General features: G+C 71.5%; 17 protein-coding genes. 3 read left to right on the plus strand and 14 right to left on the minus strand.

Annotated elements, in window-relative coordinates:
• Window positions 1–13: 13 nt before the first annotated feature.
• Entirely contained in the window at window positions 14–946 is a 933-nt protein-coding gene (locus ACIO3R_RS29375) for an aminoglycoside phosphotransferase family protein (protein WP_385040691.1), read from the plus strand.
• A 71-nt stretch (window positions 947–1,017) separates the two neighbouring features.
• Here ACIO3R_RS29375 and ACIO3R_RS29380 read toward each other — a convergent pair whose 3' ends face one another.
• From ACIO3R_RS29380 to ACIO3R_RS29440, 13 genes are all read right to left on the minus strand, one after another.
• Window positions 1,018–2,718: a proline--tRNA ligase gene (locus ACIO3R_RS29380; RefSeq protein WP_385037383.1), complete on the minus strand. Its 1,701-nt coding sequence runs from the start codon at window positions 2,716–2,718 to the stop codon at window positions 1,018–1,020.
• A gap of 73 nt (window positions 2,719–2,791) precedes the next feature.
• Complete coding sequence (locus tag ACIO3R_RS29385) at window positions 2,792–3,367, minus strand: GNAT family N-acetyltransferase (protein WP_385037386.1); 576 nt, start codon at window positions 3,365–3,367, stop codon at window positions 2,792–2,794.
• A 74-nt stretch (window positions 3,368–3,441) separates the two neighbouring features.
• On the minus strand, window positions 3,442–4,284 hold the full coding sequence (locus ACIO3R_RS29390; RefSeq protein ID WP_385037421.1) for a GNAT family N-acetyltransferase: 843 nt from the start codon (window positions 4,282–4,284) through the stop codon (window positions 3,442–3,444).
• A gap of 190 nt (window positions 4,285–4,474) precedes the next feature.
• A complete protein-coding gene (ispG, locus tag ACIO3R_RS29395) occupies window positions 4,475–5,629 on the minus strand; it encodes a flavodoxin-dependent (E)-4-hydroxy-3-methylbut-2-enyl-diphosphate synthase (RefSeq protein ID WP_363070228.1) in 1,155 nt (384 codons plus the stop codon).
• Window positions 5,630–5,813: 184 nt separating this feature from the next.
• Window positions 5,814–7,124: a M50 family metallopeptidase gene (locus tag ACIO3R_RS29400; protein WP_402110036.1), complete on the minus strand. Its 1,311-nt coding sequence runs from the start codon at window positions 7,122–7,124 to the stop codon at window positions 5,814–5,816.
• The gene (gene dxr, locus ACIO3R_RS29405; protein ID WP_385353394.1) at window positions 7,121–8,374 is read right to left on the minus strand and encodes a 1-deoxy-D-xylulose-5-phosphate reductoisomerase; all 1,254 of its coding nucleotides are present in this window, start codon (window positions 8,372–8,374) and stop codon (window positions 7,121–7,123) included. Before dxr ends, ACIO3R_RS29400 begins: the two co-directional genes overlap by 4 nt.
• Before the next feature lie 84 nt (window positions 8,375–8,458).
• Window positions 8,459–9,226, minus strand: coding sequence for a hypothetical protein (locus tag ACIO3R_RS29410; protein WP_385037395.1), 768 nt, complete (start codon window positions 9,224–9,226; stop codon window positions 8,459–8,461).
• Between the two features lie 105 nt (window positions 9,227–9,331).
• Entirely contained in the window at window positions 9,332–9,826 is a 495-nt protein-coding gene (locus ACIO3R_RS29415; protein WP_385037398.1) for a nucleotidyltransferase domain-containing protein, read from the minus strand.
• A gap of 10 nt (window positions 9,827–9,836) precedes the next feature.
• On the minus strand, window positions 9,837–11,132 hold the full coding sequence (gene aroA / locus ACIO3R_RS29420) for a 3-phosphoshikimate 1-carboxyvinyltransferase (protein WP_402110038.1): 1,296 nt from the start codon (window positions 11,130–11,132) through the stop codon (window positions 9,837–9,839).
• Window positions 11,133–11,217: 85 nt separating this feature from the next.
• Complete coding sequence (locus ACIO3R_RS29425) at window positions 11,218–13,179, minus strand: acyl-CoA dehydrogenase family protein (RefSeq protein WP_402110040.1); 1,962 nt, start codon at window positions 13,177–13,179, stop codon at window positions 11,218–11,220.
• Window positions 13,180–13,381: 202 nt separating this feature from the next.
• Complete coding sequence (locus ACIO3R_RS29430) at window positions 13,382–14,827, minus strand: aldehyde dehydrogenase family protein (protein WP_385037407.1); 1,446 nt, start codon at window positions 14,825–14,827, stop codon at window positions 13,382–13,384.
• Between the two features lie 148 nt (window positions 14,828–14,975).
• Entirely contained in the window at window positions 14,976–16,538 is a 1,563-nt protein-coding gene (locus ACIO3R_RS29435) for a PucR family transcriptional regulator (RefSeq protein ID WP_385037410.1), read from the minus strand.
• Between the two features lie 132 nt (window positions 16,539–16,670).
• Window positions 16,671–19,121: an ATP/GTP-binding protein gene (locus ACIO3R_RS29440; RefSeq protein WP_385037413.1), complete on the minus strand. Its 2,451-nt coding sequence runs from the start codon at window positions 19,119–19,121 to the stop codon at window positions 16,671–16,673.
• 245 nt (window positions 19,122–19,366) lie between these two features.
• On the opposite strand from ACIO3R_RS29440, the gene gabT reads away from it, so the two are divergent.
• Window positions 19,367–20,707 (plus strand): 4-aminobutyrate--2-oxoglutarate transaminase, encoded by a 1,341-nt coding sequence (gene gabT / locus ACIO3R_RS29445; RefSeq protein ID WP_385037416.1) that lies wholly within the window; start codon window positions 19,367–19,369, stop codon window positions 20,705–20,707.
• 149 nt (window positions 20,708–20,856) lie between these two features.
• Window positions 20,857–21,672: a phosphatase PAP2 family protein gene (locus ACIO3R_RS29450; RefSeq protein ID WP_402110043.1), complete on the plus strand. Its 816-nt coding sequence runs from the start codon at window positions 20,857–20,859 to the stop codon at window positions 21,670–21,672.
• Here the strand turns inward: ACIO3R_RS29450 and ACIO3R_RS29455 are convergent.
• On the minus strand, window positions 21,623–23,452 hold the full coding sequence (locus ACIO3R_RS29455) for a chitinase (protein WP_402110045.1): 1,830 nt from the start codon (window positions 23,450–23,452) through the stop codon (window positions 21,623–21,625). The genes ACIO3R_RS29450 and ACIO3R_RS29455 overlap by 50 nt on opposite strands.
• Window positions 23,453–23,504: the final 52 nt, after the last annotated feature.

Consider the following 23,504-nt stretch of genomic DNA (forward strand, 5'->3'; position numbering starts at 1 on the left):
GAACACGGCACGTATGGGTTTTGAACCGCCGCAGCGTCTGGTGCGAGCGCTCGGCGAGTCGTACGGGGATACGGCCGCCGGGGAATGGCTCGCGGGGCTGCCGACACTGACCGGGCAAGCGCTGGCCGGGGCCGGACAGGAACTGTCCGTGGACCGGGTCGCGGCCCCGGGCGGGCGCAGCAGCCTGGTCCTCCTGGTGCGAGGCGGCGACGGCGCCCCCGCGGCGCTGAAGATCTCTCCGTCCGGGGCGGCGCCCGAGCTCGAACGGGCGGCGCTGGCGCACTGGAACGGCTGGGGCGCGGTCCAGCTGATCGCGCCGGGTGAGGACATGCTCCCCGGGCACCCCGCCGCCGGCGCCCTGCTGCTGGAGCGGCTGCACCCCGAGGTGTCGCTGCGTTCGCTGCCGGAGGCGAAGGCCCTGCTGGAGGCGGCGGGCACGGTACGGCGGCTGTGGGTCGAGCCGCCCGCCGGACACGCCTTCGAGACGGTCGCCGAACGGACCGCGCGTCGGACCGGGCCCATGCGGGCCGCAGCCGAAGCCGATCCGGACCTCGAACCCCTGGTCTCCGCGGCCCTGGCAGCGCGCGAGGAACTGGTCGCCCACTCCCCCGAGACTCTGCTGCTGCACGGCAACTTCCGGCAGAGCAAGGTGCTCTCGGGTGAGCGCTCGCCCTGGCTGACGGTCGGGCCGGAGCCGCTGGTCGGCGAGCGGGCCTACGACCTGGCGCGGCTGGTGCGGGACCGGGTCGAGGATCTGATCGCCTCGTCGGGCGGCGCGATGACGGCCCGGCGCAGGATCAAGAGGCTCGCGGACGCGCTGGAGGTGGACCGTGAGCGGCTGCACGGCTGGACGCTGTTCCGCGCGGTGGAGTCCGGTACCCGGGCGCTGGCCGCCGGCCGCGGCCAGGAGGGCGAAGTGACGCTGGAGTTCGCGGGCTGGCTGTAGCTCCCGGACACGCGGACGCGGGAGGGCGCCGCACGGATGTCCGTGCGGCGCCCTCCCGTGTGACGGAGCGGTCAGCCCTGCTGGGTGAGGCGGGCGATCGCCTCTTCGACGGTGAGCTCCTCGCGCTCGCCGGTGCGGCGGTCCTTCAGCTCCAGGACGCCCTCGGCGGAGCGGCGGCCCGCGACCAGGATCTGCGGGACGCCGATGAGCTCGGAGTCGGTGAACTTGACGCCGGGCGAGACGCCCGCGCGGTCGTCGACCAGGACGCGCAGCCCGGCCGCGCCCAGCTTCTCGGAGACGTCGAGGGCCAGCTCGGTCTGGAGCGCCTTGCCCGCGGCGACCACGTGCACATCGGCCGGGGCGATCTCGCGAGGCCAGCACAGGCCCTTGTCGTCGGCGGTCTGCTCGGCGAGGGCGGCCACCGCGCGGGAGACGCCGATGCCGTACGAGCCCATCGTGACGCGGACGGGCTTGCCCTGCTGGCCGAGGACGTCGAGGGAGAAGATGTCGGCGTACTTGCGGCCGAGCTGGAAGATGTGGCCGATCTCGATGGCACGGTCCACCTGGAGGCCGGTGCCGCAGTTGGGGCAGGGGTCGCCCGCCTCGACGACGACGACGTCGAGGTAGTCGTCGACCTCGAAGTCACGGCCCGCGACGACGTTCTTCGCGTGCGTGCCCTCCTTGTTGGCGCCCGTGATCCAGGCGGTGCCCGACGCGATGCGCGGGTCGGCGATGTAGCGGACCTTCTCCAGTCCCTGCGGGCCGACGTAGCCGCGTACCAGGTCGGGGCGGCCCACGAAGTCCTCGGCGGTGACGAGCTCGACGACGGCGGGGGCGAGGTGCTCCCCCAGCTTGCCGAGGTCGACCTCGCGGTCGCCGGGCACGCCCACGGCGACGATCTCGCCGTCGACCTTGACCAGGAGGTTCTTCAGGGTGGCGGAGGCCGGGACACCGAGGTGGGCGGCGAGGGTCTCGATGGTCGGGGTGTCGGGGGTGTCCAGCTCCTCGACGGGGCCGGTGCCCGAGGCGTCGCCGGGGCTGGACTTGTAGGTCACGGCCTCGGTGTTCGCCGCGTAGTCGCAGCCGGGACAGTCGACGAACGTGTCCTCGCCGGCCGGGGCGGGGGCGAGGAACTCCTCGGACGCCGAGCCGCCCATCGCGCCGGAGACGGCGGAGACGATGCGGTGGTCGAGGCCGAGCCGCTCGAAGATCCGGATGTAGGCGGCGCGGTGCAGCTGGTACGCCTCCGCGAGACCCTCGTCGGTGGTGTCGAAGGAGTACGAGTCCTTCATCTGGAACTCGCGGCCGCGCAGCACTCCGGCGCGGGGGCGGGCCTCGTCGCGGTACTTGGTCTGGATCTGGTAGAGGATCACGGGCAGGTCCTTGTAGGACGAGCACATGTCCTTGACGACCTGGGTGAAGATCTCCTCGTGGGTGGGGCCCAGGAGGTAGTCGGCGCCCTTGCGGTCCTTGAGCCGGAACAGCAGGTCGCCGTACTCCTCGTACCGGCCGCTCGCCTCGTACGCCTCCTTGGGAAGCAGCGCGGGGAGCAGGACCTCCTGGCCGCCGATGGCGTCCATCTCCTCGCGGACGACGCGGCTGACGTTGTCCAGGACCTTCTTGCCGAGGGGCAGCCAGGACCAGATCCCGGCGGCGGTGCGACGTACGTATCCGGCCCGGACGAGCAGCTTGTGGTTGAGCGTCTCGGCGTCCGCCGGGTCGTCGCGCAGTGTCTTGATCATCAATCGGGACATGCGCTGGACCTGGGCCATGGTGAACTCCTGCTCGGAAGGGTGATGTGCAGGAGGTTAGCCGGGCGGCACGGGCGGGCGGAAATCGATTGGGTCAGTCACGCGCCCGGCGGAGCAGCGGAAGCGGTGCTCCCATGACCGCGTACGGCTTGGGAGCGCTGGGGAAGAGCACCTGCCGGGCCAGGTCCTGATAGCCGAGTGAGCGGTACAGGCCGCGTGCCGGGCTCTCCGTGTCGATCGCGGAGAGGATGGAGCGCGGCTGGTCGACGGCGTCGGTGACGGTGGTGATCAGGGCGCGGCCGATCCCGCGGTTCTGGAACTCCGGGTGGACGTGCAGTTCGGTGATCACGAAGGAGTCGTCGAGCCAGCGGGTGGCTTCGGTGGCCCGCAGATAGGGCTCGACGACGGTGGACCACCAGTGACCGCGTTCGTTCGGCATGCCGTAGACGAAGCCGACGAGCCGGTCGGCCGGGGTCAGGGCGCCCAGCGCGCGGGCGTGGGGGTGGTCGAGGTGTCTGAGGACGATGTGGCGGCGCACTTCGATCTCGTCGGGGCCGAGGCCGAAGGCGACGGCCTGCACGGCGAGCGCCTCGTCCACGCGTGCGGCGAGATCGATCGGTCCGATCCGGACGCTGGAACTGTGGGGGGCGCCCCCGGAAGCTGCTGCCATGGACAGACCCTACTGTCCGTGGCGGGGTGCGGGGTACGGGTCGGCGCGGGACGGGGGCGGCGCGGGCGGCCGGGTCAGAACAGCACGCTCATGAACGCGCCGACCTCGCGGAAGCCGATCCGGCTGTAGGACCTGCGCGCGGGGGTGTTGTAGTCGTTGACGTAGAGGCTGACGATCGGTGCGACCTCGGTCAGCGCGTGGCGCAGGACGGCCGCCATGCCGGTCTCGGAGTAGCCGCGGCCGCGGAATTCCGGGGCGACCCAGACTCCCTGGATCTGGCAGGCCTGGGAGGTGGTGGCGCCGATCTCGGCCTTGAAGACGACCTTGCCGTCCTGGATCCGGGCGAAGGAGCGGCCGGCGGCGATGAGTTCGGCGACGCGGGCCTGGTAGAGGAGTCCCCCGTCGCCCGCGAGCGGGGAGATGCCGACCTCCTCGGTGAACATGGCCACGCAGGCCGGCATCAGGATGTCCATCTCGTCCTTGCGGACGCGGCGGACCTGCGGATCGGGTGCCACGTCCGCGGCGGGGCTCTCGGCGACCATGAGCGGCTGGTTGGCCCGGACCTCGCGGGCGGGGCCCCAGCCCGGTTCGAGGAGCCGCCACAGCTGTGCGGTCCGCTCGGCGGGGCCGACGATCGAGGAGCAGCGCCGGCCGGCCCTGCGGGCCCGGTCGGCGAAGGCCCTGACGGCTTCGGGGGTGGCGCAGATGGGGACGAGGTTGGCGCCCGAGTAGCAGAGGGAGCGCAGCCGCCCGTCGGCGTACCAGCCCCACATCTCGCCGCCGAGACGCCATGGGTCGAGGCCCGCGATCTGGACCCGGGAGGTCACGAAGGCGTTGGCTACGGGTTCGCTCTCCAGCACCGCGAGTGCGGCGCCGAGGTCGCTGGGTTCGAGGACCCGGGTGGTGGTCTGCGTCAACACGAGGGGGCCTCACCATGCGGTCTGCTGATTTCCGCACTGTACCGAAAGAGGCCGTTGGGCGCCGCTCGTGGCCGTGAACAGCCTCCGCGGAACGCGGTGAGCTCGCTCACGGACAGCGCCCCGCGGAGCTGGCTGCTCCGGCGGGGCGCTGTCACGGGTGTCGTGGGCGGGGCTTCCGCGTCACTTCCTAGCTGATGGAGACCTCGGGCTCGCCGGAGGCGATGCCGTCCTTCTCCATCTGCTCGGCGATCTTCAGGGCTTCCTCGATGAGGGTCTCGACGATCTTCGACTCGGGCACGGTCTTGATGATCTCGCCCTTGACGAAGATCTGGCCCTTGCCGTTGCCGGACGCGACGCCGAGGTCGGCCTCGCGGGCCTCGCCGGGGCCGTTGACGACACAGCCCATCACGGCGACGCGCAGCGGCACCTCCATGCCCTCCAGGCCGGCGCTGACCTGGTCCGCGAGCTTGTAGACGTCCACCTGGGCGCGGCCGCACGAGGGGCAGGACACGATCTCCAGGCGGCGCTGCTTGAGGTTCAGCGACTCCAGGATCTGGAGCCCGACCTTGACCTCCTCGGCCGGCGGCGCGGACAGCGAGACGCGGATCGTGTCGCCGATGCCCTCGCTGAGCAGGGCGCCGAAGGCGACGGCCGACTTGATGGTCCCCTGGAACGCCGGTCCGGCCTCGGTCACACCGAGGTGGAGCGGGTAGTCGCTCTGCGCGGCGAGCTGCCGGTAGGCGTTCACCATCACGACCGGGTCGTTGTGCTTGACCGAGATCTTGATGTCCCGGAAGCCGTGCTCCTCGAAGAGCGACGCCTCCCACAGCGCCGACTCCACCAGCGCCTCGGGCGTCGCCTTGCCGTACTTCTTCAGCAGTCGCGCGTCCAGCGAACCGGCGTTCACACCGATCCGGATCGGGGTCCCGGCGTCATTGGCGGCCCGCGCGATCTCCTTCACCTTGTCGTCGAACTGCTTGATGTTGCCCGGGTTCACCCGCACCGCCGCACAGCCCGCGTCGATCGCCGCGAACACGTACTTCGGCTGGAAGTGGATATCCGCGATCACCGGGATCTGCGACTTCCGCGCAATCGTCGCGAGCGCGTCCGCGTCGTCCTGCGTCGGGCACGCCACCCGCACGATCTGGCACCCCGACGCCGTCAGCTCCGCGATCTGCTGCAGAGTCGCACCGATGTCCGACGTACGCGTCGTCGTCATCGACTGCACCGAGACCGGCGCGTCCCCGCCGACCGCCACCGACCCGACCTGGATCTTGCGGCTGACCCGCCGTACGGCGAGCTGGGTCGGAACGGTAGGCATTCCGAGAGAAATCGCAGTCATGCGCTGAGCATCCCCAAGGTGTGGATCAACGTCCCGAGATCGGCGGGCTCCGACCTTCGAGGTTACGGCACCGAGGACAACGTGAGGCACACGACGTCCGGCGTCCGCACAAAATGTGGGCCACCGGACGCGTCGTGCGCATCCGCGGTCGCTCGGGTCACAGCGGGTGTCTCCGTCTCACCGGTCAGGTGATCTTGACCGGATTCACGACGTCGGCCACCAGCACGAGCAGGGTGAAGCAGATGAACACTCCGGCCACCACATAGGCGACGGGCATCAGCTTGGCGACGTCGAAGGGGCCGGGGTCGGGGCGCTTGAAGAGGCGCGCCGCGTTCCGGCGGCCGGCCTCCCACAGCGCTCCCGCGATGTGCCCGCCGTCCAGCGGCAGCAGCGGCAGCATGTTGAAGAGGAACAGCGAGAGGTTGAAGCCGGCCAGCAGGAACAGCATCATCGCGATCTGGTTCTGCGCCGGAACGTCCAGCGTCATCACCTCGCCGCCGATCCTGGCCGCACCGACGACGCCCACCGGGGAGTCGGCCGCACGCTCGCCGTCCGAGAAGGCCGCGTTCCAGAGGTCGGGGATCTTGGACGGCAGGGCGATGATCGAGTCGACGCCGTTCTCGATCATGTCGCCCATGCGGACGACCGAGTCACCGAAGGAGAGCGGGATGATCTTCGTCTGCGCCGCGAATCCGAGGTAGCCGGCGGAGACGAACTTGCCGGGGATCACCTCGCCCTTGGAGTCCTTCTTCGCCACCGCGTTCTTCTTGAGCACGGCGTGCAGGGTCTGTTCCTGGCCGTCGCGCTGGACCGTGATGGTGGCGGGGCCGATCGTGTCGCGGATCCGGTCGGAGAGCGTGGACCACTCGTCGATCTTCTGGCCGTTGAAGGCGACGATCTTGTCGCCCTCCCGGAGTCCGGCCGCCTGGGCGGGCGAGACCGGGTCGGACTTCTCGCAGGTCTCCCGCTTCTCGCTCTGGGAGATCACGCACTTCTGGACGCCGGCGACCTCGGTCGTCTGGGTCTGGAACCCGAAGGTCATGGCCACGCCGAGGAAGATCGCGACGGCCAGGATCAGGTTCATGAACGGTCCGGCGAACATGACGATCACGCGCTTCCACGGCTTGCGCGTGTAGAAGAGCCGCTTCTCGTCGCCCGGCTCCAGCTCCTCGAAGGCGGCCGATCTGGCGTCCTCGATCATGCCGCGCCACGGCGAGGTGGAGCGCGCCTCCAGCCGCCCGTCCGGGCCGGGCGGGAACATCCCGATCATGCGGATGTAGCCGCCGGCCGGGATGGCCTTGATCCCGTACTCCGTGTCGCCCTTCTTGCGCGACCAGACCGTCGGGCCGAAGCCGACCATGTACTGGGGGACGCGGATGCCGAAGAGCTTCGCCGTCGAGAGGTGTCCCAGCTCGTGCCAGGCGATGGAGAACAGCAGGCCGATGGCGAAGACAGCGATGCCCAGAACGGTCAACAGGACCGACGTCATACTCATGCGCGCGCCTCCGCTGCGGCCTTGGCCGAGAGTTCACGGGCCCGGGTCCGCGCCCAGGCCTCCGCTTCAAGGACGTCCGCGACGGTCAGTGAAGTTCCCGTCGGCGGCGTCCCGTGTTCGGCCACCACCGCCGTGACGGTGTCCATGATGCCGTTGAACGCCAGCCGTCCGGCCAGGAAGGCGTCCACGCACTCCTCGTTGGCCGCGTTGAACACCGCCGGCGCGGTACCGCCCAGCGTGCCCACGTGCCGGGCGAGTCCGACGGACGGGAACGCCTCGGTGTCCAGCGGGAAGAACTCCCAGGCCGAGGCCTTCGACCAGTCGAACGCGGGGGCGGCGTCGGGGACGCGCTGCGGCCAGCCGAGGCCGATGGCGATCGGTCCGCTCATGTCGGGCGGGGTGGCCTGGGCGAGCGTCGAGCCGTCGGTGAACTCCACCATGGAGTGGACGTAGGACTGGGGGTGGACCACGACCTCGATGCGGTCGAAGGGGATGTCGTAGAGGAGGTGCGCCTCGATGACCTCAAGACCCTTGTTGACCAGGGTCGCCGAGTTGATCGTGATGACCGGGCCCATGGCCCAGGTCGGGTGCGCGAGTGCCTGTTCCCTCGTGACGTCCGCGAGCTCGCTCCTGGTGCGTCCGCGGAACGGGCCGCCGGACGCGGTGACGACGAGCTTGCGCACATCGCTGCGCTTGCCGGCCGCCAGCGCCTGGAAGAGGGCGGCGTGCTCGGAGTCGACCGGGATGATCTGACCCGGCGCGGCCAGCGCCTTGACCAGCGGACCGCCGACGATCAGCGACTCCTTGTTGGCGAGTGCCAGGGTGCGGCCCGCCTTGAGCGCGGCCAGCGTGGGCGCGAGGCCGATCGAACCGGTGATCCCGTTGAGCACGGTGTGGCAGTCGGCGGCGGCGAGCTCCGTGGCCGCGTTCGGCCCGGCGAGGATCTCGGGGAGCTGTTCCCCGGGTCCGTACTCGTGCCGCAGCGCCTCGCGCAGGGCGGGCACCGCTTCGGGAGCGGCGACCGCCACCGTGCGCACCCGCAGTCGGCGTGCCTGTTCGGCGAGGAGGGCGATCCTGCCGCCCGCCGCGGAGAGCGCGGTGACACGGAAACGGTCGGGATTACGCAGCACCAGGTCGATGGCCTGGGTGCCGATGGACCCGGTGGAGCCGAGGATGACGAGATCCCGGCGGCCTTCCACGGCGTCGAAGACGAGGTGCGGGTCTGCTAGGGGGGCAGGGCTGTCGCTCATGGCCCCCATTGTTGCCGCATCCGCTGTGTGCGTGGACAGGGTGTCCCCCGCGCCGGGTCGTGGCTGCTCGCTCATCTCGGCCCCTCAGCCCTTGGCCGCACGGAACTTCGCCCACTGGGCTGCCATGATCTCGGGCGGGACGCCGCCGATGTCCTTGGTGGAGGTGATCTCCGCGCGGAAGGCGAGGGTGGTGGAGCCGGAGCGGACGACGGTGAGGTACTCGTACAGCTTCTCCTTCCCCTTCACGTCGAGGATGGTGAAGCGGTACGCCTTCGACTCGTCGGCCTCGGAGGCGAAGGCGGGGGCCTTGGCGGGCTCGGCCTTCAGGTACTTCGCGCGGGCGACGGCCCGCTGCTCGGTGAAGCCCCCGGCGCAGTCCCGGCCGGCCTTGCCGAGTGCCTTCATGACGGTGGCCGCCCCGCCCTTGGCGTAGGCGCGCAGGGTGACATCGACGGTGACGCCGAGCATCTCCTCCGGGACGTCGGCCTTGCGCTGCACCTGGGCGGTGGGGTCGGGGTCGCTGACCTCGGCGGCGAGGCTGACGAGCGGCTGGCATCCGGCCGGGTCCGCGGTGTAGGCGTCGCTGAGGGGGCTGCCGAGCGCGTACTCGGACGCGGTGTACGTCCCGACGCTCTCGCCGTCGGTGAAGGAGGCGGCCTTCAGCCGGGCCTCGTCGAGCGGCCGCGTTCCGGAGGGCTCGGCCGGGGCCTCGGCGCCCTTGTCCGCTCCGGTGGAGCCGCCCTTGCCGTCGTCGTCGCTGCCGCAGGCGGACGCGCCCAGGACCATCGCGGCCGCGATCCCGACGGCGGCCACCCGGTGCCGCCGTCCCCGCAGATTCCTCGCCCCGTGCATGCCTGTCCCCTGTTCGCTGGATTCCGGTTGCCGGTCGCGCTCCCGGCCGACGCTCGATTGTGCTGCATGACGCGGGTCGGGGACACCGGCGGGCCGGATCGCCCCTCAGAAATGCGTGGCCACGCCGAACTTCCCGCGGAGCCGGGCCATGTCCCGCAGATCGGCGGGGCGGGGGTCGTAGTCCCGGTGGAACTCGACCTGTTGCGCCACCGAGAGGCAGCGCACCGGCGTCCCGCCGATGGTGCCGGTGACGAAGCACTCCGCCGGGTAGCGAAACGGCTCCTGCGGGTCGAACGACGACTGGGTCGCCGACCCGTCGGGGGCGAACTCCAGGGGGTGCAGGTCGATTTCGGAGCCGGACGGGTGACTGAGGACGAACCGTACGGGCCGCCAGTCGACCGTGCGCGCGTAGCCGGCCGCCCCCAGGGCGGCGACGAGGGCGGGTTCCTGTTCCCGGCGGTGCAGCAGGTCGAGGTCCTGGTGGGGGCGGGTCTCCTCGCCGAGAAGCGCGTCGATCCCCCAGCCACCGGCGATCACCACGTCCGTACCGGCCTCGCGCAGCAGGGAGAGCACGGAGAGCACATCGGGGGCGGACATCATGCCGCGGAGACTATCCCTCCGTCGCGGGCACCGGCACGGGATTTCCCGGACCGGGCTCCTGCCGGGCCAGGAGCCCGGCGAACCCGGCGAAGGCCTCGTGGAACCGGGGGAAGGTCTTGCGTACGCAGCCGGGGTCGTCGTAGGTGAGGCCGGGGGTCCGCAGGCCGGCGACGGCGAACGACATGACGACGCGGTGATCGCCGTGGGTGGCGATCTCCGCGGCCCGCGGGGTGCCCGGCCGGATCTCGATCCAGTCCGGGCCCGTCGCGACCGTGATGCCCATCCGCCGCAGGTTCCCGGCGCACGCCTCCAGCCGGTCGCACTCCTTCACGCGCGTGTTGCCGACGTCCTCGATGCGCACCGGCCCCGAGGCGTGGGGGGCGATCGCCGCCAGCGTCGGCATGGTGTCGGAGATGTCGCGCATGTTGACGGTGAGGCCGCGGAGCGTCCCGGTGGAGCGGACCGTGGTGGATCCGGCGGTCGTGCGCACCTCGGCGCCCATCCTGCGCAGTACGTCGACGAACGCCAGATCGCCCTGGAGGGCGTCCCGGCCGAGTCCGGGGACGGTGACCTCCCGGCCGGTGAGGGCCGCCGCGGCGAAGAAGTAACTCGCGGTGGAGGCGTCCGGCTCGACGGCGTACGTGGTGGCCCGGTAGCCGCCGGGCGGCACCGTGAAGACGTTGCCGCCGGGGCCGCCGCGGGTGACCTCGACGCCGAAGCTCCGCATCATCGCGAGGGTGATCTCGATGTAGGGCGCCGACACCAGTTCCGTGACGGTGATCCGGAGCCCCTCGGCCGTCAGCGGTCCGAGCATCAGCAGCGCGGTGAGGTACTGGCTGGACTGCCCGGCGTCCAGGGTCAGTTCGCCGCCCTTGATGCCCGCGGCGGTGATCCGCAGCGGGTGGTGGCCCTCGGCCGCCTCGTGGTGGAGGTCGACGCCGAGGGTCCGCAGCGCCTCGGTGAGCGGGGCGAGGGGGCGGCGGCGCATCTGCGCGGAGGCGTCGAAGCGGTAGGTGCCGCGCGCCCCGGCCGCGGCGAGCGTCGGCAGGAAGCGGGCCGTGGTCGCGCCGTCGCGGCAGTAGATGTCGGCCTCGGTGGCGGCGGGCCCGGACGGGCGGCCAATGATCCGCCAGCGGTCCGCCTCCCGCACCACCTCGTAGCCGAGACCGGTGAGCCCTTCGGCGAAGCCTTCGGTGTCGTCGGAGCTCAGTGGACGTACGAGCGTGCTGGTGCCGTTCGCGGCGGCGGCCAGGAAGAGGGCGCGCGCGGTGACGGACTTGGAACCGGGGACGTGGATGACGGTCACGGGTCCCCATCCTGCCGTGCCGCACGCGTGGCGGCGGGGCGCGTCCAGCGAGTGGACGCGCCCCGCCGGGTCCGGCGTCAGGCGCTCAGCGGATGGGCCGGTGCACGTTGTCCCGGGCGGAGGGGCCGGGGGTGGCGTCCGCGATCCAGGGGCCTTCGCCGCTCGGGTCGACGATGCCCTCCTCCAGCCAGGTGTACGTGCCCGACAGGACGCCGTCCACCACGCGCCGGTCCAGGTCGTCGGTGTTGGACCACAGCCGGGTGAAGAGTTCCTCGACCCGGACGCGGGACTGGTGGCAGAAGGCGTCGGCGAGCTGGTACGCCTCGCGGCCGTGGTCGCCGCCGGTGCGCAGGAGTTCGGCCCGGACGCAGGCGGCGCTCATCGCGAAGAGTTCCGCGCCGATGTCGACGATCCGGCCGAGGAAGCCCTGCTTGGTCTCCATCCGGCCCTGCCATCGCGACATGGCGTAGAAGGTGGAGCGCGCCAGCTTGCGGGAGGAGCGCTCGACGTAGCGCAGGTGGCCGGACAGGTCGGCATGGCCCGCGGGGTGGAACTCCCCGTAGGTGCCAGGAAGCTGTCCGGGTCCGGCGACGAGCCTGGGCAGCCACCGGGCGTAGAAACCGGCGGCGTTGGCGCCCGCCCTGGCCTTGGCGGAGAGCGGCTTGTCGGGGTCGATGATGTCCCCGGCGACCTTCAGGTGGGCATCGACGGCCTCGCGGGCGATCAGCAGGTGCATGATCTCCGTCGAGCCCTCGAAGATCCGGTTGATGCGCATGTCCCGGAGCATCTGCTCGGCGGGGACGGCCCGTTCACCGCGGGCGGCGAGGGACTCCGCCGTCTCGAAGCCGCGGCCGCCGCGGATCTGGACGAGTTCGTCGGCCATCAGGCAGCCCATCTCGGAGCCCAGCAGCTTGGCGAGCGCGGCCTCGATCCGGATGTCGTTGCGGTTCTCGTCGGCCATCTGGGAGGCGAGGTCGACGACCGCTTCGAGGGCGAAGGTGGTCGCGGCGATGAAGGAGATCTTCGAGCCGACGGCCTCGTGCCGGGCGACCGGCCTGCCCCACTGCTCGCGGACCGCCGACCACTCGCGGGCGATCTTCAGACACCATTTGCCGGAACCGACGCACATGGCGGGCAGCGAGAGCCGCCCGGTGTTGAGGGTGGTGAGCGCGATCTTGAGCCCGGCGCCCTCCGGTCCGATGCGGTTCGCGGCGGGGACCCTGACGCGGTGGAAGCGGGTGACACCGTTCTCCAGGCCGCGCAGCCCCATGAAGGCGTTGCGGTTCTCCACGGTGATGCCGGGGGCGTCGGCCTCGACCACGAAGGCCGTGATGCCGCCCTTGTGGCCCTCCGACTTCGGGACCCTGGCCATGACGACGAGCAGATCGGCGACGACCCCGTTGGTCGTCCACAGCTTCACCCCGTCCAGGACGTAGTCGGAGCCGTCCGGAACGGCGGAGGTGGCCAGGCGTGCCGGGTCCGAGCCGACGTCCGGTTCGGTGAGCAGGAACGCCGAGATGTCGGTACGGGCCAGCCGGGGCAGGAAGGTGTCCTTCTGCTCCTGGCTGCCGAAGATCTTCAGCGGCTGAGGCACACCGATGGACTGGTGGGCGGAGAGCAGGGCGCCGATCGCCGGGCTGGCGGAACCGACCAGGGCGAGGGCCTTGTTGTAGTACACCTGGGTCAGGCCCAGACCGCCGTACTTCACGTCGATCTTCATGCCCAGCGCGCCGAGTTCCTTGAGGCCGTTGACCGCCTCGTCGGGGATCCTGGCCTCGCGCTCGATCAGGGCCCCGTCGATCCGGGTCTCGCAGAACTCGCGCAGCCGGGCGAGGAACTCCTCGCCGCGCCGGACGTCCTCGCCGGCCGGCAGCGGATGCGGGTGGATCAGGTCCAGGCGGAAGCGGCCCAGGAAGAGTTCCTTGGCGAAACTGGGTTTGTGCCAGTCCCGCTCACGCGCGTCCTCGGCCACCTGGCGCGCTTCGCGCTCGGAGACCTTGGGCGTGTGCTCTGGTGCGGACGGCCGTTGTGCGGATGGTGCGGACATGAGGAGCTCACCTCGCCGCTTCGTCGGGGGACTTCTACTTGTCCGTATGTACCCGATTCCTTCCGGTGCCACCATCCTCGGGACGCCGATCGGGTCGGCCGCCACTCCAGTGACCGGCCCGGCTCGCGGAATACGGAAACGGCCGGAGCCCCCGCACAGTGGGCTCCGGCCGCTCGGCTGCGGCCCCTGCGGGCCGCAGGTGCTACAGGGCGAGGCCGGTGAGGACCAGGACCCGCTCGTAGGTGTAGTCGTCCATCGCGTACCGGACGCCCTCCCGGCCGGTGCCTGACTGCTTGGTGCCGCCGTACGGCATCTGGTCCGCGCGGTACGAGGGGACGTCGCCGATGATCACGCCGCCGACCTCCAGCGCGCGGTGGGCGCGGAACGCGGTCTGCAGGTCGTGGGTGAACACGCCTGCCTGGAGGCCGTACTTGGAGGAGTTGACGGAGGCGAACGCCTCGGCCTCGCCGTCCACCTTCTGCACCGAGAGCACCGGTCCGAAGACCTCCTCGCAGGAGAGGCTGACGCCGTCGGGGAGGTCGGTGAGGACGGTGGGGGCGTAGGTCGCCCCGTCGCGCTTGCCGCCGGTGAGCAGCGTGCCGCCGGCCTGTACGGCCTCGTCGACCCAGGACTCCACGCGCTTGGCGGCGTCCTCGTTGACCAGCGGGCCGACGTCGGTGGCGGCGTCGGACGGGTCGCCGGTGACCTGGGCCTCGACGGCCGCGACGATCTTCGGGAGCAGCCGGTCGTAGACGGCGGCGTCCGCGATGACGCGCTGCACGGAGATGCAGGACTGGCCGCCCTGGTAGTTGGAGAAGGTCGCGATGCGGGTCGCGGCCCAGTCCAGGTCGGCCTCGGAGGCGTAGTCGCCGAGGACGACCGCGGCGCCGTTGCCGCCGAGCTCCAGGGTGCAGTGCTTGCGCGGCACCGAGTCCATGATCGAGTAGCCGACCTGGGCGGAGCCGGTGAACGAGATCACGGGCAGCCGCTCGTCCTGGACGAGGGCGGGCATCCGCTCGTTGGGGACCGTCAGCACGGACCAGGAGCCGGCCGGCAGGTCGGTCTCGGCCAGCAGCTCGCCCAGGATCAGCGACGAGATCGGCGTGGCCGGGGCGGGCTTCAGGATGATCGGGGCGCCGACGGCGATGGCCGGGGCGACCTTGTGGGCGCTGAGGTTCAGCGGGAAGTTGAACGGGGCGATGCCCAGGACGGTGCCGCGCGGGAAGCGCCGGGTCAGGCCGAGGCGGCCGGTGCCGCCGGGGTCGGTGTCGAGGCGCTGGGCGTCACCGCCGTTGAAGCGGCGGGCCTCCTCGGAGGCGAACCGGAACACCGAGACGGCGCGGCCGACCTCGCCGCGCGCCCACTTGACGGGCTTGCCGTTCTCGGCGGAGATCAGCTGGGCGATCTCCTCGGTGCGCTCGGTCAGGCGCCTGGCGACGTGGTCGAGCGCGGCGGCGCGGACGTGGGCCGGGGTCGCGGCGAACTCGTCGCGCACGGCGTGGGCGGCGGCGACCGCCTCCTCGACCTGGGCCTCTGTCGGCACGCCGACGGTGCCGACGAGCCGGCCGTCCCAGGGGTTGGTGACGTCGAAGCTTTCCTCGCCGGTGGCCTCGCGGCCGGCCAGCCAGAAGGCGTGGGTGGAGGTCATGGAGGTTCCGGCCCTTCGATGTCGTGGGGTGTTCCGCCCCCACCGTAGGGCCGTGCCGCCCGCCTGGCGTTTGTCCGGGGTGGAGCAGAGGCGCTCCGGGGTGCTCCGGTTTGTCGCAGGTGGGTTCGCAGGTGGGTCCCTGTCTCTCCTACGCGGCCGGGGGGCTGGTCACCTTGAGGGCGAGCCAGAGTTCCATCCGGCTGTCCGGATCGTCCAGCGAGCGGCCGAGGATCTCCTCCACCCTCCGCATCCGGTAGCGCAGGGTGTGCCGGTGCACTCCCAGGTCGGCGGCGGCGGCGTCCCACTGGCCGTGGTGGGAGAGCCAGGCCCGCAGGGAGGCGACCAGGTCGCCGCGGCCCTTGGCGTCGTGTTCGTACAGGGCGCGGAGCATGGCGTCCGCGAAGGCGCGCACCGCGTCGTCGGCGAGCAGCGGGAGCACGGAGCCGGTCGCCAGCTCCTCGTGCTCGACCAGTGCCCTGCCCCGGCGGCGGGCCACCGACAGGGCCTGTTCGGCCTGCTTGTACGCGGCCGAGACGGCGATCGGCCCCGCGGGGGCGGAGAGGCCGACGACCACTTCGGTGTCCTGCGCCGGTTCGTGCGCGGGCCGTTTCTCCTGGGCCTCCGCGTAGGCCGTGCAGGCGGCGACGGCGGTGCCCCCGTCGGCGGCCAGGACGACGAGGCGTTCGCCCTCGGGCACCATGAGCACGGTCTCGCCGGACCGGGAGGCAGCGGTCTCCATCGCCTCGGCCAGGTGTGCCGTGGTCGAGGGGTCGGAGGCCTCGGCGATGAGCAGCCGGAAGGGCGCGTCGAGCAGTCCGCCGTAGAGGTCACCGGCGACGGCGCGGGCGTGGTCGGGCTGGCCGGCGAGGAGCATGCGCAGCACCGCGGCACCGAGCCGCTGCTCGGCGCCCTGGAGCGAGCGGGAGCGGGCGGTGGTGAGGGTGAGGAGGGCGACCGCCGAGTGGACCGCGTACCGTTCCGCGGTGCCGAGCGCCGCCCCGGTGCCGACGGCGAGCGCGCCGCGGGCGCGGCGGCCGGTGCCCAGGGACTGGAGCTCGACCCGGTCGTCGGTGTCGCCGACGACCACGCTGGCGGGGGCCGGGCGGTCCCGCAGGCGTTCCACGTCGGGGGTGAGCCGGGCGGCCCGGCGGGCGGCCCAGTCGGGGGCGGCGGCCACGACGGCCCCGGAGGCGTCGTACAGGGCGGCCCAGCCGTCGACGTGCGCGGCGAGCCGGATGAGGAGTTCGGCGGGTCCGTCCCCCACGAGCGCCGCCCTGGTGAGTTCGCGCTGCGCCTCGAAGCCGGCGGTGACGGCCCGGTACTGGTCGGCGGCGATCTCCGAGGAGACCGCCTTGGCGATGGCGATGAACGGGGTGCGGCGGGGCACTTCGAGGAGCGGCAGACCCGCCTCCTCCGCGGCGTCGATCAGTGCCCTCGGTACGTGGTCGTAGTTCACGCCGACGGCGAAGCCCACCCCGACGACTCCGGACCCGGCCAGCCGTCGCACGTACCGCTGCATGCCTTCCGGGCTCTCGGCGTCGAGATTGGTCGCGGTGAGCAGCAGCAGCTCACCGCCCTCCATGTAGCGGACGGGGTCGGCCAGCTCACTGGCGTGCGCCCACCGCACGGGCGTGTCGAGCCGGTCGGCCCCCGCACGGACCGTGAGCTTGAGCGCCGAGTGCTGGACGAGCGAGGCGAGCGTGGGGGGCATGGGACGGGCGACCTTTGGGAGGGGGCGTCGATTGTGCCGTCCCGTATGAACGGCTGCCATCGATTCTGCCAGGGCGGCAGGGTTCCCGTAACCGCTCGCAACCCTCCCGTACCCCTGCTCCCACGTAGCCCGTCAGCCTCCCAGCTGTACCAGGAGCGGGGGTGCGTGCTCGCCGTCGACGGTGGTCAGGGAGAGGACCGCGTGACCGGCCGGCAGTTCGTAGGCCAGCTGTGACGCCGACCAGCGTTCCCGTTCCACTTGCCGCACGGTGACCGCGTCGGTGGTGACGGCGTTGCCTGTGGCCAGCTTCCGCAGTGTGTGCAGAGCGCGGGTGACCGGCTGGTCCGCGAAGACGGTGTGCTTGGCCACTTCCCGGACCGTGACCCATTCCTTGCCCCAGGCTTCCGAGAACCGTTTTCCGTCCCAGGTGGTGACGCCGGAGAAGATCATCCCGCATCCCATGGCACCGAGCAGTGCGGAATGCAGCCCTTCGGGGACGTCGTCCACGGTTCGCAGTGCCAGCACGGCACCGGCATTGACGGACCTGAGATGCCGCAGACCCCTGACGGTTCCGGGAGTGATCGTGCCGGTCGCGTCGTCGAGCACCAGACAGGCGAAGCGCGAGCGCTCCGTTCGCGCTGCGGCGATCGAGTTGAACTGCGCGAGAATCAGACGGGTCAGGATCCTCGACGCACCGGCGTGCACGCGTTCCGGAAGATCGATCCGGACCCTGACCGGGTGCTGTTCGAGAGAGCGGAGAGTGAAGGGCCGGGCGTCGGCACCGGTGGCGAAGAACCCCGCGAAAGCGGGCCGGTCGAGCAGGCCGATCCGCTCGGCGAGGACCGTGGCCGGGTCTCCGCCACTGCCCGTGTGACGCACTCGGGCATCCAGCTCACGCAACATGGCGTGGTGGCCGCCCTCCTCCAGAGCCTGTCGCAGCTCGGTGAGGACCAGCTCGCTCCCCGCGAGGAGTTCACGGAGCTCCGGGACGGACGGGAAATGGCCATGGACGGTGCGATAGGGACCGAGCAACTGGCCGAGCGCGAGAGCCGCGCGCCGGCTGTCCAGGTCCGGAACGTCTCCGACCAGCCCTTCCGCGAGAGTGGCCGCGGCCTCGTCGGGATCGGTCGTACTGCCGTAGAGATCGAAATCGTGCAGGGACGAGGGGTCACCGACCTTCACGACGACGTCGAACGCCTCGTCCGGACCGAGTGAGGCCCCCGCCGCGCCCACGGCGAGCACGGCGGCCTTGCCGGCGAGCGCCTGGAGCGCCAGCGTCTCGACGACCGGCCGCACCAGCCGGGCGGTCTTGCCCGCGCCGGACGGCCCGACCGCCAGCAGGGACGTTCCCAGGACGGCGGGTTCCAGAGCGACACCCGTGCCTCGGCGCGCGTGGGAATTGCGCTCGTTGTCGGCACAGACACCGATACGGACCTGATCGGTCAGCAGGTCGTGACGGGCCGACCGCAGTGGCAGGTCCCGGCTCCCCGAAGGGTGCAGGAAGGCATCCGGCCCTTTGCGTACGGTCTCTGCCGCAAAGGCGGCGAGGCGATCAGGGCTGGATCGCGCCCGTTTCCACGCCTGGCCCAGCCGCGCGCAGTCGACGTCGTTCATGCGATCGGCCTGGACTGCTCCGGTAAGGACGTCCGCCGCTTCGGGGAGTCCCGCGGCACGCAGTTCGGGCCAGCGCGCCGAGTCCTCGAAGGCGGGCGTGGCCGGGAGTCGCGCCTGTGCGCCCGCACGGCGTTGCCGGACTCCCTTGACAGCTGCGTGCCACCGGCCGATACGGGCGAAGGGCCACACCACCGCGGCGGCGACCACGGCGTAGGCACCGTAGGCGACCAGAGTCACGGTGAACGCGCTGCCGTCGGCACGCAGAAGACTTCTCGGAATCGCCAGGAAGACGATCTCCAAGAGGGGCACGCTGCCGTTCCAGACGACCCACAGGGCAATGAACGCGCCCAGCCCCGTTGCCATCAGTCTCACGCGCGCGAAGTTCGCCCCCGCGTAGTGACGGACGAACCCCGTCCAGTTTCCGAGCTTCGCCGCCCATAGCGTGAGCAGCAGAGTCACGGCTTGGAAGTAGAGGGCCTGCCAGGCGTAGGCGATGTCCGGAGCGGCGCCCGGCCGGAGTTCGTTGCCATACGTCCACCAGTCCCGCGGCGTGAGGAATCGGAACGGAAGACCCAGGTAGGGAATGCTGTAGCCCGAGCTGTATGCCACGAGGAGGAGAGCGAGCGCCAGGGTGAGCAAGCGCCCCAGCAGAGACGGCCGAGGAGGCTTCTCGGCGGGCCGCGGCACGTATGCGTACCGCCAGACCCCGGGGCCGGCAGCAGGGCGGGGGGTGTCCAGCCACCGGGCGATCGGTGTTCCCCCTCGGGGCGCACCGACAAGGTTCGGCGGCCCGCTGGGCGGCGGCACCGTCGGGGGGAACGCGGGCGGGGCGAGGGGCGGTGGGCCGGGCGGAACGGCGGGCGGGGGGCCCGCCGGGTGCGGCACGGAGCTCCAGGGCCCGCCGGGGCGGCCGTCGGGCGGCTGCGCACCCCGCGTGCCCCGGGCGTCGTACGTGCCTTCGTTGTCCATGAACCATTGCCCCCTGACCAGCCAGGTCCGACCGCTGCACGGCCAATCTAGTGCGCGGACACGGGGAGTTCAGCAACGCGCCCGGATAGTGACGGGGAACGGGCCGCTCCCGTCCCCGTACCGCCTTCTGTCCGCCACGGACAAGGACACGCCCCCCACCACTCCCGTTCGGAGCATGCCCGCGCCCCGCCCCCGCCCCTAGCCTGCAGAAACAGAAGCGTCCGAAACACCCCCAGGAGCCCCGCATGACCGCTATTCCGCAGGAGCGCCGCCTCGTCACCGCCATTCCCGGCCCGAAGTCGGTGGAGCTGCAGGCCCGCCGTCTCGCGACGGTCGCCGCCGGTGTGGGCTCCACGCTGCCGGTGTTCATCGCCCGCGCCGGTGGCGGGGTCATCGAGGACGTGGACGGCAACCGGCTGATCGACTTCGGCTCCGGTATCGCCGTGACGTCGGTCGGCGCCTCCGCCGAGGCCGTGGTGCGGCGCGCGTCGGCGCAGCTGGCCGACTTCACCCACACCTGTTTCATGGTCACTCCGTACGAGGGGTACGTGGAGGTCTGCGAGCAGCTTGCGGAGCTGACGCCGGGCGACCACGCGAAGAAGTCCGCGCTGTTCAACTCGGGCGCGGAGGCCGTCGAGAACGCGGTGAAGATCGCCCGTGCGTACACCAAGCGCAGCGCCGTCGTCGTCTTCGACCACGGCTACCACGGCCGGACCAACCTCACCATGGGCATGACGGCGAAGAACATGCCGTACAAGCAGGGCTTCGGCCCGTTCGCGCCCGAGGTCTACCGGGTGCCGGTGGCGTACGGCTACCGCTGGCCGACCGGTGCCGAGAACGCCGGCGCGGAGGCGTCCGCCCAGGCCATCGACCAGATCACCAAGCAGATCGGTGCGGAGAACGTCGCCGCGATCATCATCGAGCCGGTGCTCGGTGAGGGCGGGTTCATCGAGCCGGCCAAGGGCTTCCTCCCGGCGATCGCGCGGTTCGCCCAGGACAACGGCATCGTCTTCGTCGCCGACGAGATCCAGTCCGGCTTCTGCCGCACCGGCCAGTGGTTCGCCTGCGAGGACGAGGGCATCGTCCCCGACCTGATCACCACCGCCAAGGGCATCGCGGGCGGCCTCCCGCTCTCCGCGGTCACCGGCCGCGCCGAGATCATGGACGCCGCGCACGCCGGCGGCCTCGGTGGTACGTACGGCGGGAACCCGGTCGCCTGCGCCGGGGCCCTCGGCGCCATCGAGACGATGCGCGAGCTGGACCTGAACGGGAGGGCCAAGCGCATCGAGGAGGTCATGAAGGGCCGGCTCGCCGAGATGCGGGCGAAGCTGCCGAACGGCGACCTCATCGGTGACATCCGCGGCCGCGGCGCAATGATCGCGATCGAGCTGGTGAAGTCCGGTACCAAGGACCCGAACCCGGAGGCGGCCGCGCAGCTCGCCAGGGCCTGCCACGCCGAGGGTGTGCTGGTGCTCACCTGCGGCACGTACGGCAACGTCCTGCGCTTCCTGCCGCCGCTGGTGATCGGCGAGGACCTGCTGGGCGAGGGTCTCGACGTCATCGAGCAGGCGTTCGCCACCCTCTGAGGCCGGCGGGTCCCGGAGGCGGCGCGCGGCGTTTCCTCCGGGGATGCCCGGCGCCCCGGTGAGGGCCTGTGAAGAAGGTGTGCGGGGGCGATGGCGGGATACCGTTCCCGCTGTCGGTCCCCCCATCGCCTGACGTACGGTTTCCGCAGATGAGAGAAACACCCCGCCCGCAGGGGACTGCGGGCGATACCGGGTCGGAGCTCCCCCAGCGCCGTCCTGGTTGTGCCTTCGCGCACACCACTGGAGCCTCGGGCTCCGGAACTCCTCACCGATCGGATGGCCGCCCGCCCCACACCCCCCGGGGCGCGCGGCACACCGGTCCTGCCGTCCGGCCCGGAACAACCCCCCCTGTTCCGGGCCGGACGGCTCTTCTCGTTTCCGTGGTGTCGGGCCTGCTGGCCCTGTTCGCGCTCACGACCTGGCAGATCGCGGCCGACGGCCCGCTGCGCGGCCTCGACGAGCGCACCGGGCGGGCCCTGGTCGGTCACGGTCCGGCCCGGCTCACCGAGTTCCTCGCCGATCTCGGCAATGTCCAGGTCGCGCTGCCGGTGCTGGGCTGCGCGATCGTCTGGTCGCTGGTGCGCGGTGCGCGCCGTGAGCCGTTCACCGCGGCGCTCACCATGGCCGCGGTACCGCTGCTCGTCGTCCCGCTCAAGGACTGGATCGCCCGCCCGGGGCCGCTGACCGACGCCACCGGCTACTACCCTTCGGGCCACGCGGCGACCGCGGCGGTGGCGTACGGGGCGGCCGCGCTGCTGCTCTCCCCGTACGCGAGGCGCTCATGGATGATGCCCGCCGCCGCTGTCCTGCTGACAGCGGCGACGGGCATCGGTCTGGTGCTGCGCGGCTATCACTGGCCGCTGGACGTGCTGGGCAGCTGGTTCCTGTGCGGGCTGCTGCTCCTCCCGCTGGTGCTCAGCCGCCGAAGTAGGCGTCGAAGTTCTTCGAGAACTCCCAGTTGTTGAAGCGGTCCCAGTTGATCGACCAGGTCATCAGTCCGCGGAGTCCGGACCAGGTGCCGTGGGTGGCGTACGAGCCGCAGTCGGTCTTCTTCGTCAGGCAGTTCAGCGCCTTGGTGACCTCGGCGGGCGAGGTGTGGCCGTTGCCCGCCTGGGTGGAGGCCGGCAGGCCGATGGAGACCTGGTCGGGACGGAGACCGGGGAAGACCTTGGTCTGGTCGCCCGCCACCGGGAAGCCGGTCAGCAGCATGTCGGTCATCGCGATGTGGAAGTCGGCGCCGCCCATCGAGTGGTACTGGTTGTCCAGACCCATGATGGAGCCCGAGTTGTAGTCCTGGACGTGCAGCAGGGTGAGGTCGTCACGCAGGGCGTGGATCACCGGGAGGTAGGCGCCGGCGCGCGGGTCCTGGCCGCCCCACGGGCCCGAGCCGTAGTACTGGTAGCCGAGCTGCACGAAGAAGGTCTCGGGGGCCATGGTGAGGACGAACTTCTCGCCGTACTTGGCCTTGAGGGTCTTGACCGCGGAGATCAGGTTGACGACGACCGGCGTGGTGGGGCTGCGGAAGTCGGTGTCGCCGGTGTTCAGCGAGAGCGAGTGGCCCTCGAAGTCGATGTCCAGTCCGTCCAGACCGTACTCGTCGATGATCTTGCTGACCGAGGAGACGAAGGTGTCACGGGCGGCGGTGGTGGCGAGCTGCACCTGTCCGTTCTGGCCGCCGATGGAGATCAGCACCTTCTTGCCCGCGGCCTGCTTGGCCTTGATGGCCGCCTTGAACTCGGCCGCGGACTCGACGTTCGGGCACTCGGCGACCGGGCAGAGCGAGAAGCGGATGTCGCCGGAGGTGACGGAGGTGGGCTCGCCGAAGGCCAGGTCGATGACGTCCCAGGAGTCGGGCACGTCCGCCATCCGGGTGTAGCCGGAGCCGTTGGCGAAGCTGGAGTGCAGATAGCCGACGAGGGCGTGGGCCGGCAGGTCCGTGCTGCCGCCTCCCCCGCTGCCGGCGGTCTTGGTGGTGGCGGGCACCGCGGCGGACTTGGCGGACTCGCCCGCCGCGTTGGTGGCGGTGACCTGGAAGCTGTACGCGGTCGAGGCGGCGAGGCCCGTCACGGTCGCGGAGGTGCCGGTGGTGGAGAGGACCTTCGCGCCGCCCTGGTAGACGTTGTAGCCGGTGGCGCCCGTGGCGGCCGTCCAGGACAGCGGGACCGAGGACGCGGTGGCCGTGCCGGCCTTGAGGCCCGCCGGTACCGCCGGGAGTGCGACCGGATCGCCGCCGGGGCCGATGAGGGTGAGGTCGTCGGCGTAGTAGGCGGGGGTGCCGTACCAGCCGTGCGTGTAGACGCTGACCGAGGTGGTGGACGCGCCCGTCCTGAACGTGGTGGTGAGCTGCTTCCAGCTGCCGGCGGACTGCGTCCAGGTGGACACGTCGGTCGTGCCGGTGCCGTCCGCGCCCAGGTAGACGTAGCTGCCCTGCACCCAGGCGCTCAGCGTGTACGTGGAGTTGGGCTTGACCGTCACGGTCTGGGAGCACTTGGCGTTGTCGCTGCCGGCCGGGGTCGCCTTCAGCGCCGAGGTGCCGCCGTGCACGGGTGTGCTGACGACGGCTCCGCTGCCGCCCGTACAGCTCCAGCCGTCCAGGCCTGCCTCGAAGGTTCCGTTGCGCGCCAGATCGGCGTCGGCCGCGGCGGCGCTCGGCGCCGAGGCCGCCAGGCCGCCGGCGGCCAGCAGGGCGGCCGTGAAGGCGGCCAGAAGTCCGGTAATGCGAGCGGGGGGTCCCGTGCGTTCCACAACGGCCTCCGTGCAGGGGGGAATTGGGTGGCCACAACATGGTCCAGACCAA

This window comes from Streptomyces sp. NPDC087428 (assembly GCF_044744085.1).
In the GTDB taxonomy this organism is placed as follows: Bacteria; Actinomycetota; Actinomycetes; order Streptomycetales; family Streptomycetaceae; genus Streptomyces.